This is a genomic window from Lysinibacillus sp. FSL K6-0102 (assembly GCF_038003545.1).
GTDB lineage: Bacteria > Bacillota > Bacilli > Bacillales_A > Planococcaceae > Lysinibacillus > Lysinibacillus capsici.
The window spans coordinates 3,699,661-3,715,906 of sequence record NZ_JBBOPH010000001.1 but is presented as its reverse complement, the minus strand read 5'-3'; the positions used below and the strand labels follow the sequence as shown (position 1 = coordinate 3,715,906).

The window sequence follows — 16,246 nt, the reverse complement described above, 5'->3', positions numbered from 1 at the left end:
ATAATAAAAAAAGAGAGGCATAAACTATTTAGTAAAGGAGAATGACTCATATGAGGAAATATATATATAATGTTGTCATTATATTATTTGTTCTACAAATGAGTCATGTGCAAGTATTTGCAAACTATGAAAAAGAAGATGTAGCAACAGCTCATTCAATTGAAACACTACAATCTCTCATTAATAAAGAAGTTATGCATCTATCATCCGAATTCTCGATTCGTTATACTGGTGACTTAGCCGAGATAAAAGATGAACTAACAGAAATTACTAAAAATGCAATTGAAAACTCTTATATTTATACTAATATTTCAAGTTTCCAATGGAAGTACGAAGGTTATAGCAATAATATTGTCATTGCCTTTGCATTTACGTACCATCTATCACAAACAGAGGCGTTATTTGTCGAGCAAACTTTGGAAAATATTATTGCACCTATGCATGGATTAAGTGACATAGAAAAACTACAGGCTGCACATGATTTTATTGTATTGTCCGCGGAATACTCTAAGGAAACAGAAGGAAGTCAATATTCTCCATATACATTATTAACGGAGAATAAGGGCGTCTGTCAGGCATATGCTTTAGTGCTATATCGAATGTTAGAAATGCTGGGTTTTGAGGTACAATATGTACCTGGAAAAGTAGGAGAACAGCTACATGCCTGGGTATTAGTGAAACTTGATCATGCTTGGTATCATATTGATGTGACATGGGATGACCCTTTGCCTGATCGTAAAGGAGAAGTTCGCTATCAATATTTTTTAGTGTCGGATCGCCAATTAGCACAAGATCATACATGGGATTATGCAAGTTTCCCTGCTGCAACAAGCGAGAAATATATAGATTTGCAGGAAGAAACAAAAAGACAAAGTTTAGCAACACCTATACAACATCAATTGAATCAAATTATGGGGTTATCAATCATCGGAGAAAATCGGTTAGCCGTACAACAATTAGTGGAACAGCCGATGAAGCTTGTTACTCAAAAAACAAATAAACAAGACAATTTAGTTCAGTTTAACTTTACTGAGTGGCCACCGATGCTAGTAGAAAGTAGTATAATGGCTTTTGTTGTCCTTCAGCCAAAAGCTAAGCATGTGACTAAGCAAAAAACAATGAAGTGGCTAGGGTCTTTTTATCGAACGGAAAAACGGATGCCACAAGAAAAATACGTCATAATAAAGGAGGTGTCCCAATAGAGGGGCACCTCCTTACTCATATTATTGAACGCTTAAAGCTTTTTCTAATGTTTGAATATTTTTTTGCATCAATGTGAAATAGGTTTCCTTATTTTTTTCATCATCAGCTGTTAATACGCTTAAATTATGCAAGACAAGAGATTCTGCACCAACTTCTTTTTGAATAATCTCTGCTAATTTGGAAGAGACATTTTGTTCAAATAAAATATAGTGAATGTGCAATTCATTTGCTTTGTCTACAATCTTTGTTAATTCCTTTTGAGATGGCTCATTTTGTGAATTCAAGCCAGCAATCGGCACTTGAGTTAAGCCGTATTGACCAGCAATATAGCCAAATGCAGCATGGGATACAAAGAATGTTTTATTTTGTGCTTTGTCAGTCATTGCTTCGAAATCTTGATCTAAATCCTGTAATTCTTTTACTAATGCATCATAATTTGTGTTAAAAGTTGCCTCCTGAGCTGGCATTTTTTCAACTAGTGTGTTTTTGATAGCCAGTGCTAAGTCTTGACTAATTGTAGGAGATAACCAAACATGCGGATCGATATCGCCATGCTCATGCTCATCATGTCCATGTTCTTCACCTTCATGTTCATGCTCTTCCTCGGTTGTACCGTGCTCATGCTCATCATGAGCGTCTGCTTCATGTTCTTCCTCTTCTGCATGAACATGTCCTGTGCTTACAGCTAATTTATCATCTGAAACGTCATCAGCAGTTGCCACCATTGTGACATCTTCGTTCGCTAGAGTTTTTTTAGCGTTTTCTACAAAGCCTTCAAGTCCTAAGCCAATATAGAAAAAGATATCAGCATCTGCTAATTTCATCATATCTTTTTGAGTTGGCTCGAAGGTGTGTTCATTCGCACCAGCTGGGTAAATTGAAGCTACTTCAACATAATCTCCACCAATGCGCTGTGCAAAATAGCTTAATGGATAAACCGTTGTATAAATACTTAATTTATCTTTTTCCTCAGTCTTTTGGGATGTGGACGATTTGTCTCCACAAGCGGCAGTAAATAAAGCAAGAACTGCGACTAACAATAATACAGATAGTTTTTTCATATAAGTAAGATACCTCTCTTAAATAGTAATCATTACGATTTGTTTTTTAGAACAGTTATTATGATAACGCACAACTTAAAAAAGTACAAGAAAAAAATGCCCTCCGAAATTAATTCTTTTTCGAAGGCCATTTTTCAGGCACAGGATCAAAGCCACCAGGATGAAATGGATGGCATTTGGATATACGTGTAATGGTTAAGAGGAAGCCTTTGAATGCACCGTGCTTTTGAAAAGCTTCGAGCCCATAAGAAGAACAGGTAGGATGAAAACGACAAGTAGGTGGCGTCATAGGTGAAATAAACTTTCTATAAAACTGGATGAGCCAAATAAAGGGGTATTTCATCGTTGCTCTTCCTTTTGCTGAGACGTATGTTGTTCAGGCTTTGGATCAATTGTTTGTGTAAAAATATTATTTTTTTTCTTCATAATGATAATGACAGAAACACCAAACATTAGCATCATCATCGCAATCATAATGATAATTGGTAAAGGTACGCCCATTTCTTTCACTCCAAATTCAGTAATGGTATTTAATTTTCCTCTTGATGATAGTTTTGCTTCGGTTTTTCATCAACAGTATGTTTAAAGGCATAGGCACGGTTTACACTGATAATTGTCGCAATGGTGATTAAAATAACGATGATAACTGCGACTATTAAGAGCGTAGTTAAACTCATAGTATTCACTCCGTTCTTTATTCATCATACCTATTATAAATTATCTGGTCCTATTAATTGTGAAGGAAGTTTGACATAAAAGCGAATAAAACCCCACCTATCACTCCATACTATGGAAAAAGGAGTGAATCGTAAAGATGGATCGTCAGCGCGTATATTTTTCACTTGCCAATAGAACGTATTATACCAACCCCTATGCAGGACCATGGAATTTCGAACTCAATGTAGATCGACAGGCATTAGATGTATTTGAGAGAATCTTTCAGCAAATGCAACTGTTAGAAATTTCGAATGCATGGCGTGCTCAGTTACCGTATATACAGTATCACCAAGATAGAGAAAATGATGAAATAGATAAAAGATTAATGAAAATCTATGCACTTGTTCATGAATATGGAGATGATGATACGAAGGCATTCGTTGAGCAGCTTCCTTATTTCAACAAGCGTGTCTAGCGAATGGGAAAAGGTCACTGAATCAGAAGTGACCTTTTCTTCTATTAACAAATGGCTTTTAAAATTGTAAAAACCGCTTCTCGGGGGACGATGATGGGGATAGTGAGTTGATCTTTAATCATGTTTTTCATTGTTGTGGAATAGCCCATACAATCAAGAATAAGCAAATCGGCTCCTTGCTCTTCTAATTGTTGTGCTTTTGACAATAAATGTTGGTTATCAAAGTGGTATGGGGAGCTTGCTGAAAAAGTTACATCGAACTGTGCTTTTTGCCATTTCTCTGCAACCGTTCGATGTTGTTCGGGTTCGGGGCCTATTAAACCAATGGCTAATTCTGTATGTAAGCCCTTCACTAAATTAGTCATCATACGATCAGGTAGTAAAAGATTTTTATAGGATAATTTATTCGTAAAATCTCCTGTACACATAAGTAGTATCCAAGTGAATTCATGTAGATCATCAATGCAGTTTTGAATATAAGGCATGAGTTTTTGTTTACTGAGCTTTACTTGTCGACCATTGGTAAGAAGTGTCACTAAAACATCTGAGTCCTCAAGAGAAGGCGAAAGTGTAGCTATTTCCTCTGAGGATAGTGAATCAAGTACACCGAATTCATGAACATGTAAACCTGCTTCTCTTAATTGCTGTATATCCTCTGCCATATCTTTACGAGGTGCCTGACCAATTGTTACAACGGCAATTTTCGAATGTTGCATTACGCTCACTCCGCTTCGTAATATTTTTGTCCATTTACATAAGTTTGTAAAACCTTTGCTTCTGTTTCAAAAATAGGGTGCGACCAAACAACAAAATCAGCATCTTTGCCTTCCTCAAGGCTGCCAATGCGGTGATCAAGCTGTACAAGCTTAGCTGCATTGATCGTAATACTTTTGAGGGCTGTGTCTTCATCTAAACCATAACGAATCGCTTCTGTGGCACAATACTTTAAGTATTGAATTGGTACAAATGGATGATCTGTCATGATAGCAAATGGAATATTATGTTCTTTAAAAACGGCAGCAATTGCTGGTGTAGAATGACGCGTTTCGTATTTAGATGGCGTTAACATATAGGGCCCAAGCGTTGCATGGAATCCACTTTCTTTAACGGCATCCACAATGAGATAGCCTTCTGTGCAGTGCTCTAAATGAAGCTTCACATTAAATTCTTTGGCAATTCTAATTGCTGTCATAATGTCATCTGCTCTATGGCAGTGAAGGCGAAGTGGCATGTCGCCTCGAAGTACCTCAATAAACGGGCGTAACTCAGCATTTTCTTTAATTTGCTCAGTTTGTTGTTGTTCATTGAGTTGACTTGCACGTTGGAAACCATCTCGTAAAAGCTGTGCAATGGCCATACGAGTCATCGGCTTGCGCTTATACTGATTGCCAAAGACGTTTTTCGGATTTTCCCCTAGGGCCCCCTTTAAACCGCTCCGCTCTACTAAAACACGAGAGGAAAGGGTAGGTCCTGCTGTTTTAAGAATGCTCCAAATACCACCTATGACATTGGCACTACCTGGCCCAGTTTGCACAGTGGTTACGCCCCCTTCTAACGCATGTTGAAAGGAAAAGTGTCGGATATCTACACTATCTAAAGCGTGCATAAGAGGTGTAAAGGGTTCGCTATATTCATTGGCATCATTAATGTCTTCAGTGACTTCAGCCCATGTTCCGACATGTGCATGAATATCAATTAACCCTGGTGTAACATAAGCTCCCTGTAGATCAACTAGCTCTGCTTGTGGGGGAAATTCTTTGGCTGGTCCAATATAGACAATACGCCCATCTTCGATCCATAACTGTTCACAAGTATCGTTCTGCTCATTGACTGTAAGAAACTTTGCATGATGATAAATAATCATTGTGTAAACCCTTCTTCCCGTGCATAAACTTTTGTTCCTTTAATATAGGTTGCGACAACCTGGGCATCTAAATTTAATGGATGCTTATCCCAAATAACAAAATCAGCAAGAAGACCATCACGAATAGCACCTGTTAGATGGGCAATCCCTAGAAAATTTGCAGCCCCCGTTGTCAGAGCATATAGCACGTCCTGGCGTGCCATACCTTCTCTTACAGCTAAGCATCCTTCTAATGTTAGATGCGAGGTGCTACTAACAGGATGATCCGTACAAAAAACGAATGGAATACTATGCTTATACAGTTGATGATACAGTTTGGGTGATAGTGCCATCATCTCATTGTGCTCAATATATCGAAATGTAGGACCAGCTATAACCGTATTAAAGGATGTTTCATGAAGGAATGTAATTTCAGTGCCATGGATAATATGAAAATCAAAAATTGACCCAAATTCTTGTTGAAGGCGGCTAATGAATTCAAGATCAACGGCTTTGTGCGCTCGAATAACGATTTTCGTAATGGACGGCTCTTGTTGCTGAATTTGTTGTAATGTTTCTCTTAAAATTTTGGCGATGCCCATACGAGTGAGTGGTTTTTTCTTTTCTGCGAAAAATGTACTTTTTGCCTGATGTCCAATAGAGAAGGAATAAGCCACATCTTTTGAAATAACCATTTCATCAACCGTTGTATGTGTATGGTGAATAATAGCCGTTTTTGCACCTATCAAGCTTTTAGGAGAGGGAACAATATGAGATGCAGTCACCCCATGAGAAACAGCTTTTTGAAAAGCAGTATCAAATGGGTATATGCCATCAACTACAGAGTATTGCAAATGTGAGTCAAATTCATAGCTATCATCACCTTCCCAACGAATCCCTATTTCAGTTAGACCGATTTGTGAGCAGCTATCGATAAAACCTGGTGTAATATAGTAGCCATCTAAATCCAACTCTGTTTCAGGTGAATGAGTAGCGGGTTCAAAGTATTGCCCTTGCACTTGAAAAGATTGCTTATTAAAGCTACGAGTCTCAGAATTAAAAACAAGTCCATTTATATAGCGTGTCATCGGGTCAAATCTCTCCTTATGAAGAGAAAAGCGGAGACTGGTATCTCCACTTTTCAAGTTTAATTATTTAGTAATGGATACGTTTGTACCATTTGGATGCACAATTTGTACGGAGTTATCAGCAGAAACCTCAAAGCCCTGTACTTTTTTGTTTACACCTGCAACCGTTTGTGTTGCCTCTAATTCAATACGAGGAACATCCGCTAAAATCAGCTTTAATGCTTCTTGGTATAATTTTGCACGTTCTTCTTGCACTACTGTTTCTGATACGGCGCGTTCTAATAATTTATCCACTTCTGGATTGCTGTAGCCTTTACCATTTCCTAACGCACCAATTTGATTTGTGTGGAATAATTGATAAAGGAAGAAATAAGGATCTGGGTACCAAGTCCAGCCACCAATATTCATTGGCGCATTACCCTTTGCCACAGTATCACTATAAGTACCCCATTCAAGCACTTTTATTTCCACATCAATATTTAAGTTCTTCTTTAACTGACTTTGGAAAATCGTTGCGTAAGGAACACGTGCTTCTGATACGAAAATCTCTGTCTTGAAGCCATCAGCGTAACCAGCCTCTGCTAGTAATTTTTTTGCTTCTTCTGGATTATATTTTGGTACCATATCAACTAACGATTGATCATATCCCCATGAACCAGGTGGTAATGGTAAATAAGAAACATCGCCGCCACCCCATTGGTTAACGCCAGAAATAATTTCCTCTACATTTGTTGCCATATAAATCGCTTCACGAACGCGTTTGTCAGCAGTTGGACCTACTTTGTTATTAAGATCAAGATAAACAATCGATAGACCTGGATTTGTTAAAAGCTCAAGGTTACTATCTTGGTTGATGATTTCTCGGTTTTGACCTTTAACGTCCATGGCAATATCAATATCACCAGAACGTAATGCGTTTGTCATCATATTTTGATCGGAGATAAACTTCATTGTTAAGTTATCGACATTTGGCTTATCGCCCCAGTAATTATCGTGACGAACTAATTTTACTTCTTGGTCTTTTTTCCATTCTGTTAGTTGGAATGGACCTGTACCAACAAAGTGTTCAGAAAAATTATCGCCCCATCCTTCAACTTCTTCTTTTGGAATAATAATATTCCCTGCATCCGTTAGCATAGCAAGTAGGGCAGCATTTGGTGTAGCTAAGTGAATCTCTACTTCATAATCCGATAACACTTTCACTTCTGTTACACCACTTAAACGATTCATAGCAGATTCTTTAGCAGAGCGTTCTAAAGAGTATTTCACATCTTCAGCTGTCATTTCACGGCCATCCTGATACTGACCTTTTTGGAATTTAACACCTTCGCGTAATTTGAATGTGTAGACTAACATATCCTCTGATACATTCCATTCAGTTGCTAACGAAGGGATGATATCAGATAGATCTTTGTTATAAACAACTAACGTATCACCCATTTGGCGCATCACCTGTGATTCATAAACCCCTGTATATTTGATAGGATCAAATGTTTTTGCATTGGCTGACAAACCAATATTTAATGTGCCTCCAGAAGTAGCTTCTCCCTCTTTTTCATCCGTTGTAGTACTTTTCTCAGTGTTTCCACCACAAGCAGCTAAAACACCAATTAGTAAAGTTAAAAAGAGTAGTAGTAAAGACTTTCTTACGTTTAATTTCTTCATATGCACTAGCCTCCTTAGTTTTTGTTTCACAATATGAACCGTTGATTCAAAAATGGTAGGTTCGAGATTAAAATTAGCACACTTGTAAATAGAAAGTAAATATAAAATTACAAAGATTCAGAAAAAAATATTTACAAACAATTATTAAGTGGTGTACTATGTGGTTATTCACAATATGAACCACTGATTCTAATAATGAAAAGGAGGTCTTGCTAAGATGGGCTCATTTATTTTAAAAAGATTAGTTAACCTCATCCCGACACTGCTAGTAGTAGGAATTATCGTCTTTATTATTACGCGAATGATTCCTGGTGACCCGGCTTCAGTCATGCTTGGACCACAAGCGAGTGTAGAAGATGTAGAGAATTTAAGAGAAGAGCTAGGATTAAATAAATCCATGCCTTCGCAATTTATTTCATATGTAGGAGATCTAGCACAGTTAAATTTAGGATATTCCTATTCTTATAGTGAGTCTGTCATCGGACTTATTCTCGAAAGGTTCCCTAATACAGTGATATTGGCATTGGCAGCGCTGTTAATAGCAGTCGTGATTGGCATCCCAGCAGGAATATTTGCAGCGAGAAAGCAAAATACCATCATTGATTATGTTGTAATGCTTGTGTCATTAGTTGGTGTATCTATGCCAATTTTCTGGTTGGGCATCATGCTTGTCTTATTCTTTAGTGTTAACCTTGGTTGGTTCCCAGCAACTGGGATGGGGAATATCAGCGATGGCCTGTGGACCTATTTGAAGCATTTAATTTTGCCAGCATTTGCTTTAGCAACGATTCCAATGGCGACATTTGCACGGATTACCCGTTCAAGTATGTTAGAGGTTATTTCGCAAGATTATATTAAAACAGCTCGTTCTAAAGGTATTAAAGAATATTTAGTAATTGGTAAACATGCATTTAAGAATGCGCTAACACCGATTTTAACCGTGTTAGGAATGCAAATTTCTAATTTACTGGGCGGAGCGGTTTTAACAGAAACAATTTTTAGTTGGCCTGGGATGGGTCGATTAATTGTAGATGCCATTGATAAACGTGACTTTGTAGTCGTCCAAGGTACTGTTATTTTCATTGCGTTTATCTTTGTGCTTGTTAACTTAGTAGTCGATGTACTTTATAAAGTGGTTAATCCTAAGGTCAATTTAGAATCGGATGGGGGGAAAAAATAACAATGACTCAAGCAATCGTCCAAGAAACGAAAAAAAGAAATACGTTATTGCGCAAGTTGCTAAAAAATAAATTAGCGACAATTGGGTTAATCATTGTCACTTTAATGGGTATTGTTGCTATTTTTGCCCCATTAATTGCTACCCATCCACCGAATGAAATGATTGTCGGTAAATCGTTTTTACCGATGAATACAGAAGGACATTTATTAGGAACAGATAACTATGGCCGTGATCTGTTTAGTCGCTTAGTTTACGGTACACGAATCTCAATGATTGTTGGGATTGCGGCGGTGCTATTTGGTGCTGTGTTTGGCACACTGCTAGGCTTAGTGGCAGGGTATTTTGGTGGACGCATTGATTCCATTATTATGCGCACAATGGATGGTCTTTTCGCATTCCCATTTATATTACTAGCTATTACATTAATGACGGTATTAGGGCAAGGACTTGTCAATGTTATTGTTGCGATTGGTATTGCTAATATTCCAGGTTTCGCACGACTTATTCGAGGACAGGTGTTAAGTGTAAAAGAGGAAGAATTCGTTGAAGTAACGCATTCTTTAGGTGCTACACATACGAGGATCATTTTTAGCCATATATTACCGAACTGTTTAGCCCCTTTAATTGTCTATGGAACGATGAGTACAGCTGGCGCTATTATTTCAGAAGCTGCCCTTAGCTTTTTAGGATTAGGCGTTCAACCACCGACAGCTTCATGGGGCAGTATTTTAAAAGATGGCAAAGACTTTTTAGTATTAAATCCCCAAATGGCAACATTTTCAGGCATTTGTATTTTATTAACAGTTCTTGGAATTAACCTATTAGGGGATGGATTACGAGATGCATTAGATCCGAAAATGAAAGTTTAATGGAAGGGGGTGGAGTCATGACTGAACGTTTACTAGATGTAGAAAACTTAACAGTAGAATTTAAAAGTGGCGGCTCTACAATGAAAGCTGTTAATGGAGTAAATTTACAATTAAATAAGAAGGAAACACTAGGTATTGTGGGAGAGTCAGGATCAGGAAAAAGTGTTACAGCCACTGCTCTCATGCGTTTAATTCCATCTCCGCCAGGAAAAATAACGAATGGAAAAATTCTATTTAATGGCCGCGATTTAATCGAAATTTCTGAAAAGGAAATGCGCAATGTGCGAGGCAATGACATCTCAATGATTTTCCAAGATCCAATTACAAGTTTGAATCCTGTCTTAACAGTGGGCAATCAAATTATTGAAGTCATCCAAGCACATGAAACAATATCGAAGAAAGATGCCGCTATCAAAGCCGTCGATATGTTAAAAATGGTTGGGATTCCTGAGCCAGAGAAACGATTAAAAATGTATCCTCACGAATTTTCAGGTGGAATGCGTCAGCGTGTCATGATTGCTATTGCCCTAGCTTGTAACCCGAAACTACTCATTGCTGATGAGCCAACAACTGCACTAGATGTAACTGTACAAGCTCAAATTCTTGATTTAATGAAAAAATTACAACAAGAACATGATACAGCCATCATTATGATTACGCACGATTTAGGTGTAGTTTGGGAGCTATGTGACAAAGTAAATGTTATGTATGCAGGTCGTACAGTAGAGTCTACTACAACAAGACAGCTCTATGAAAAACCTTTACATCCCTATACGTGGGGATTATTAGAGTCTCAAATTACAATGGGGACTCAAGAGCAACAAAGGCTGCCGGCTATTCCTGGTAGTCCACCAGATTTAACAATGCCACATAGTGGCTGTCACTTCTCAGCACGATGTCCTTTAGCGACAGATATTTGTCGTAGTACTGTGCCTGATTTAGTGGAAGTACAGGATAACCATTTTGTAGCCTGCCATTTACAAGCAAAAGATCAAATTGTCCCTAGGAAGGAGGGAATTTTTAATGCAACAGTACAATGAACTTGTCTTAAAGGTAAGTAATTTAAAAAAGCATTTTCCCATTAAAAGTTCAATTCCTTTTAAAAAACCAACACAATTTGTGAAGGCGGTAGATGGTGTAAGTTTTGAGTTATATAAAGGTGAGACACTGGGGATTGTGGGAGAGTCGGGGTGTGGTAAATCAACGGTTGCCCGTTTAATCAACCAGCTAATTTCACCAACAGAGGGAGTAGTTGAATTTAAGGGAACGGATTTAGCAAGCTTAAATTCAAAAGATATCCGCTCTGCTCGAAAATCCATCCAAATGGTTTTCCAAAATCCTTATGCATCACTCGATCCTCGTAAAACGATTGAATATCTTATTGCTGAGCCATTAGTGATCCATGGGATTGGTGATGAGGCATCCCGTAAAAAGCGAGTGGTTGAATTACTTGAAACAGTCGGATTAAGTGCATACCATGCAAAACGCCATCCACATGAATTTTCTGGTGGACAAAGACAACGTATAAATATTGCTCGGGCTCTTGCACTGAATCCAGATATTGTGGTGTGTGATGAACCTGTTTCAGCATTAGATGTCTCTGTACAGGCTCAGGTTATCAATCTATTAAAAGATTTACAGAAAGAATTCGGTTTAACCTATATTTTTATTTCACATGATTTGAATGTGGTGAACTACATGTGTGATCGTATTGCTGTCATGTATTTAGGAAAAATAGTGGAAATTGGCACATACAAGGAAATTTATAAGAACCCTCAGCATCCTTACACACAAGCCTTGTTATCGGCCATACCTAAGGAAAATCCTTTTGATAAAAAGGACCGTATTATTTTATCTGGCGATGTTCCAAGCCCGGTTAATCCCCCGAGTGGCTGTGCATTCCATAAGCGTTGTCGTTTTGCTACAGAAAAATGTGCAGAGGTCCAACCGACACTTGATACAGTATCAGCTACACATCAAGTATCGTGTCATTTATATAAGTCGATACAGCAAGAAGTATCATCAATTTAACGAAAGATAAAATTTATTGAAGCAGAAAAAGGAGCGGACTGATTATGTCATTGAAGCATGTTATTGAATTATACGAGGTAATGGATAGTATTTATGTAAACGGAGACACGATTAAGAAGTATTTACACAATATTGATTCCACAGCAGATGTCAAGGTAAAAACTATTCAAGGCGAAAGCGGCTCAACAGATTTTGTTCGCGTCCTCGTGAAAGGAAAGAATGGCAAATCCTCTGGCGGAAATGCACCTACATTAGGAATTATTGGACGATTAGGTGGTATCGGAGCACGCCCTGAAATGACAGGTTTTGTATCAGATGGAGACGGCGCACTGGCATGTCTGGCAGGAGCAGCAAAAGCTATTGATATGGCCTTAAAGGGTGATCAATTAGAGGGTGACGTTATTTTCTCCACACATATTTGTCCAACAGCTCCAACCTTACCACATGAGCCAGTGCCATTTATGAACTCGCCAGTGGATATTAGTGTCATGAACGAAAATGAAGTAGAAGATACAATGGATGCTATTCTATCAATTGATACAACAAAAGGCAATCAAGTATGTAACCATAAAGGATTTGCGATAACGCCAACTGTCAAAGAAGGTTACATATTAAAAATTAGTGATGATTTATTGCACGTATATACACAATCTGCTGGCATTTCTCCAGTTGTCCTGCCAATCACGATGCAAGACATTACACCCTATGGTAATGGTTTATTCCATATCAATAGTATTTTACAACCAGCAGTTGCAACATCTAGCCCTGTTGTAGGTGTAGCGATTACAACTGAATCTGTTGTGGCAGGCTGTGCAACAGGTGCAACCCATGTCACAGATGTAGAAAATGTTGTGCGATTTGTGTTAGAGGTAGCAAAAACTTACGGTGCTAATAAATGCTCTTTCTTTGATGAAACACAATTTACACATATGAAAGGCTTATATGGTAGCATGAGTCATCTACAAACGAAAGGAAACGAGGTACACACACATGAATGATTTACAAGCACTTAAAGCTCAATTAGTAGAGGCAGTTGAAAATCATCAAGATGAATTGATAGCGTTTTGTTCAAAGCTCATTCAAATCCCAAGTGTCAATCCTCCAGGGGATACGACTGAAATAACAGCTTTTATCGAAAACTATTTAAATGATGTAGGCATTACTTATCAAAAATATGAAGCTGCTGATAAAATGTTTAATTTAGTAGCTTCTATTGGAAATGGGGAAGGAAAAGAACTCGTTTATTGTGGCCATACCGATGTTGTTCCTGTCGGTGATCTATCAAAATGGGATTTTGATCCGTTTTCAGGAGAAGTGAAGGATGGCTGGATGCTTGGACGTGGGGCGAGTGATATGAAAGCCGGTTTAGCAGGTATTATTTTTGCAACAAAGTTATTAAAGAAACTGAACATTGAACTACCAGGGAAATTAACTTTGGCGATCGTACCAGATGAAGAAACTGGCGGTGAATTTGGTGTTCCTTGGCTGTTAGAGCGAGGCTATGTGCAGGGAGATGGTTGTTTAATCGCTGAGCCCTCTTCACCTTTAAACCCAACTATTGGACAAAAGGGATCTTACTGGTTTGAATTAGAGGTGCGTGGGGAACCTGGTCATGGAAGCCTATCACCATTGGCTGGACGAAATGCCATTGTTGATGCAATCCGAGCTATACAAGAGATTCGTACACTATGGGATGTAGAAATCACAATTCCTGAAGAGGTAAAGCCACTTATCGAGGTATCAAAAAAATACATGCGTGAAGTGGAGAAAGATCGCTTGAAATATCAAGAAGTTTTAGAGAAAATTACTGTAAATATTGGTACAATTGAGGGAGGTACGAAGTCAAACGTAATCCCAGATTACTGTAAGGTCCAGGTCGATTGTCGTTTACCATTTGGTATTACACAAGAAGAAGTAACAGAAATCTTGACAACTAAACTAGATGGCTTGGCTATCGATTATTCAATCCAACGTTTTGGCTTTAAAAGCGTAGCCAATTATACGCCTGCTGAAAATCCTGTATGCCAATCGATAGTGGAAAATATATCATATGTTACAGGGCAAGAGGCATATGGTGTCATGCAATGGGCAAGCAGTGACGCTCGTCATTTCAGACAATATGATATTCCTGTATTGCAATACGGCCCAGCTTATTTACCAAGTATTCATGGTTATAATGAAAAAGTGCGTGTTGAGGATATCGTACGCTGTGCAAAAGTTTATATAACTGCTGCTGTTGATTTCCTATATCAAAAGTAAGAGATTAGCTACTCTCTTACTTTTGATAAAGTGATATCAGGTGCTGACGGCTGCTAAATCTGTCGATTATTTCCCCCTTAAGAGAGAGATTTGCAGCCGTTTGTACAGATAAATAGTTCAGAAGGATGAGAGATATGCTAAAGACATTAAATTTATCAATTGCGGTTTTAAAAATGTTTACAAAGGAAAAGCCCACATGGGGTGGTCGAGAGTTAGCACTGGCGATGAACATGAATCATACAAATTTATATCGCATTCTTGAAACCTTCGAAAATAATGGGTTTATAACAAAAGATCCTATAACAAAAAAATATTCTCTTGGTATTGCATTATGGGAAATAGGTATGAATATGTATGATTCATTAAACATAGATCAGCTATGTATGCCAGTTCTTGAGAAATTAAAGGATGTCACTGGTGAAACAGCTATTTTTACCGTACTGAATGGACTGGAAGCGTTAACATTACTGAAAGCAGAGCCTGTAAATAAGGTGAAGTTTACAGTTTCAAGAGGAAGTAGATCGCCACTGTATGTAGGAGCATCTTACCGTTCAATGCTTGCTTTTTTAAATGAAGAGCAAATTGCAAAGGTCATAGATGAACCATTAACAGCTTATACAAATAATACGATGACAGATGCCACAGAAATAAGGGCAGAGCTAGAAAAAATTAGAACATGTGGCTATGCACTTAGTAACAGTGAGTATTCGGTCGATGTATTGGCGCTAGCTATGCCTATATTTAATAGCGAGGAACAGGTCGTAGCGTCTATTACCGTTTCTGGACCAATTTATCGTTTTACAGAGCAACGTGTTCCTGATTTTTTGGGACCTTTAACGGAAGCTAGAAATGAAATAGAAGGAATTATTCGTAGATATCATTTGAATTTTAATTAAGGAGCCCTATTATGCATCATTTACATGATATTGCACTAAATGTTTTAAAAGGCAATTTAAATGTTCAATCTTCTGAGTCACTATTAATTTTGACAGATAGCCACAAACAAGACATCGCAAAAATTTTTTATGAAGCTGGACTGTCAATTACTGCAAATACAATGTTCATGGTGATGCCCCTGTTAGAGAAATCTGGGCAGGAGCCAATCCATGCAGTTTCTGAGCTTATGGCAAATGCCGATGTTACACTGTGTATTACCTCCCACTCCCTAACACATACACTGGCTCGTAAACATGCCTGTGAAAAGGGTGGACGTGTAGCAACAATGCCAGGGGTAACATTGGAGATGCTGGAGCAAGGTGCCCTTCATGCAGATGCACAGGAGATCGAAGCTACGGTAGAAAAATATGTCCTTTTACTTAATACGACAAAAGATATTCGTATTGTCAAGGATGGTCATGAGCTGACGTTTAGTGTAGACGGCCGTTTCGGAATTCGTTCTACAGGGGTTATTCGTCAACCTGGTGAGTACGGGAATATTCCTTCAGGAGAATCGTATATTGCACCAATAGAAACATCTGCGAATGGAGAGATTTTAGTAGATGGCTCTATTGCTAATATTGGTGTTTTAAAGGAACCATTATTATTAAAAATAAAGAATGGTCGCTTAGAAGAAGCAATCGGTCCTGATGGTCCACGACTACTGGCATTACTTGGTGAAGGCAATGGTAGAGTCATTGCAGAGTTTGGCATCGGAGCCAATAAAAGTGCTATCCTATGTGGCAATGTATTAGAGGATGAGAAGGTGTATGGGACCATCCATATCGCTTTTGGCAGTAATGCGCCATTTGGTGGAGCCAATGCGTCAGATGTTCATATTGATTGTGTTGTGAAAAGTCCTATCGTCTATTTTGACGGTCAGCAAGTAATCTAAAGAAAAGCGTGTCTTCCTATGAAGCACGCTTTTTTTCATGCTTTACAAGACTGTAGCTTAGGGTTGCTTGTCATTGTAGGTTTA

At 38.2% G+C, this 16,246-nt stretch carries 18 protein-coding genes; 10 read left to right on the top strand and 8 right to left on the bottom strand.

Features of this window, described 5'->3' with window-relative positions:
* Positions 1–50: 50 nt before the first annotated feature.
* Entirely contained in the window at positions 51–1,202 is a 1,152-nt protein-coding gene (locus tag NYE73_RS18780; protein ID WP_259948556.1) for a transglutaminase domain-containing protein, read from the top strand.
* A 21-nt stretch (positions 1,203–1,223) separates the two neighbouring features.
* Here the strand turns inward: NYE73_RS18780 and NYE73_RS18775 are convergent, their stop codons facing one another.
* From NYE73_RS18775 to ytzI, 4 genes are all read right to left on the bottom strand, one after another.
* On the bottom strand, positions 1,224–2,264 hold the full coding sequence (locus NYE73_RS18775) for a metal ABC transporter solute-binding protein, Zn/Mn family (RefSeq protein ID WP_103118691.1): 1,041 nt from the start codon (positions 2,262–2,264) through the stop codon (positions 1,224–1,226).
* A 109-nt stretch (positions 2,265–2,373) separates the two neighbouring features.
* Positions 2,374–2,607, bottom strand: coding sequence for a membrane protein insertion efficiency factor YidD (yidD, locus tag NYE73_RS18770; RefSeq protein WP_016992521.1), 234 nt, complete (start codon positions 2,605–2,607; stop codon positions 2,374–2,376).
* On the bottom strand, positions 2,604–2,765 hold the full coding sequence (locus tag NYE73_RS18765) for a hypothetical protein (protein WP_004225927.1): 162 nt from the start codon (positions 2,763–2,765) through the stop codon (positions 2,604–2,606). Before NYE73_RS18765 ends, yidD begins: the two co-directional genes overlap by 4 nt.
* A 29-nt stretch (positions 2,766–2,794) precedes the next feature.
* Positions 2,795–2,941, bottom strand: coding sequence for a YtzI protein (ytzI, locus tag NYE73_RS18760; protein WP_004225932.1), 147 nt, complete (start codon positions 2,939–2,941; stop codon positions 2,795–2,797).
* A gap of 137 nt (positions 2,942–3,078) precedes the next feature.
* On the opposite strand from ytzI, the gene NYE73_RS18755 reads away from it, so the two are divergent.
* Entirely contained in the window at positions 3,079–3,396 is a 318-nt protein-coding gene (locus NYE73_RS18755) for a hypothetical protein (RefSeq protein WP_009371464.1), read from the top strand.
* Between the two features lie 44 nt (positions 3,397–3,440).
* Here the strand turns inward: NYE73_RS18755 and NYE73_RS18750 are convergent, their stop codons facing one another.
* From NYE73_RS18750 to NYE73_RS18735, 4 genes are all read right to left on the bottom strand, one after another.
* Complete coding sequence (locus tag NYE73_RS18750) at positions 3,441–4,112, bottom strand: AroM family protein (protein ID WP_103118690.1); 672 nt, start codon at positions 4,110–4,112, stop codon at positions 3,441–3,443.
* Positions 4,113–4,117: 5 nt separating this feature from the next.
* Positions 4,118–5,260, bottom strand: a complete 1,143-nt coding sequence (locus NYE73_RS18745) for an amidohydrolase (protein WP_257960534.1) — start codon at positions 5,258–5,260, stop codon at positions 4,118–4,120.
* Positions 5,257–6,327, bottom strand: coding sequence for an amidohydrolase family protein (locus NYE73_RS18740; RefSeq protein WP_103118688.1), 1,071 nt, complete (start codon positions 6,325–6,327; stop codon positions 5,257–5,259). Before NYE73_RS18740 ends, NYE73_RS18745 begins: the two co-directional genes overlap by 4 nt.
* A gap of 63 nt (positions 6,328–6,390) precedes the next feature.
* Positions 6,391–7,992 (bottom strand): ABC transporter substrate-binding protein, encoded by a 1,602-nt coding sequence (locus NYE73_RS18735; RefSeq protein ID WP_259948552.1) that lies wholly within the window; start codon positions 7,990–7,992, stop codon positions 6,391–6,393.
* A gap of 217 nt (positions 7,993–8,209) precedes the next feature.
* Here NYE73_RS18735 and NYE73_RS18730 point away from each other — a divergent pair, with 217 nt between their 5' ends.
* The 8 genes from NYE73_RS18730 (at position 8,210) to NYE73_RS18695 (ending at position 16,162) form a co-directional block, all read left to right on the top strand.
* Positions 8,210–9,172, top strand: a complete 963-nt coding sequence (locus tag NYE73_RS18730) for an ABC transporter permease (protein ID WP_004225947.1) — start codon at positions 8,210–8,212, stop codon at positions 9,170–9,172.
* Positions 9,173–9,174: 2 nt separating this feature from the next.
* The gene (locus NYE73_RS18725; protein WP_259948550.1) at positions 9,175–10,041 is read left to right on the top strand and encodes an ABC transporter permease; all 867 of its coding nucleotides are present in this window, start codon (positions 9,175–9,177) and stop codon (positions 10,039–10,041) included.
* Between the two features lie 17 nt (positions 10,042–10,058).
* Positions 10,059–11,081, top strand: coding sequence for an ABC transporter ATP-binding protein (locus NYE73_RS18720; protein WP_016995144.1), 1,023 nt, complete (start codon positions 10,059–10,061; stop codon positions 11,079–11,081).
* Positions 11,065–12,072 (top strand): ABC transporter ATP-binding protein, encoded by a 1,008-nt coding sequence (locus NYE73_RS18715; RefSeq protein WP_048391072.1) that lies wholly within the window; start codon positions 11,065–11,067, stop codon positions 12,070–12,072. The genes NYE73_RS18720 and NYE73_RS18715 overlap by 17 nt, the downstream gene beginning before the upstream one ends.
* A 44-nt stretch (positions 12,073–12,116) precedes the next feature.
* On the top strand, positions 12,117–13,070 hold the full coding sequence (locus tag NYE73_RS18710; RefSeq protein ID WP_048391073.1) for a DUF1177 domain-containing protein: 954 nt from the start codon (positions 12,117–12,119) through the stop codon (positions 13,068–13,070).
* Entirely contained in the window at positions 13,063–14,331 is a 1,269-nt protein-coding gene (locus NYE73_RS18705; RefSeq protein WP_054549911.1) for a M20 family metallopeptidase, read from the top strand. Before NYE73_RS18710 ends, NYE73_RS18705 begins: the two co-directional genes overlap by 8 nt.
* 134 nt (positions 14,332–14,465) lie before the next feature.
* A complete protein-coding gene (locus NYE73_RS18700) occupies positions 14,466–15,227 on the top strand; it encodes an IclR family transcriptional regulator (protein ID WP_004225962.1) in 762 nt (253 codons plus the stop codon).
* Between the two features lie 11 nt (positions 15,228–15,238).
* Positions 15,239–16,162 (top strand): aminopeptidase, encoded by a 924-nt coding sequence (locus NYE73_RS18695; protein WP_048391078.1) that lies wholly within the window; start codon positions 15,239–15,241, stop codon positions 16,160–16,162.
* Positions 16,163–16,246: the final 84 nt, after the last annotated feature.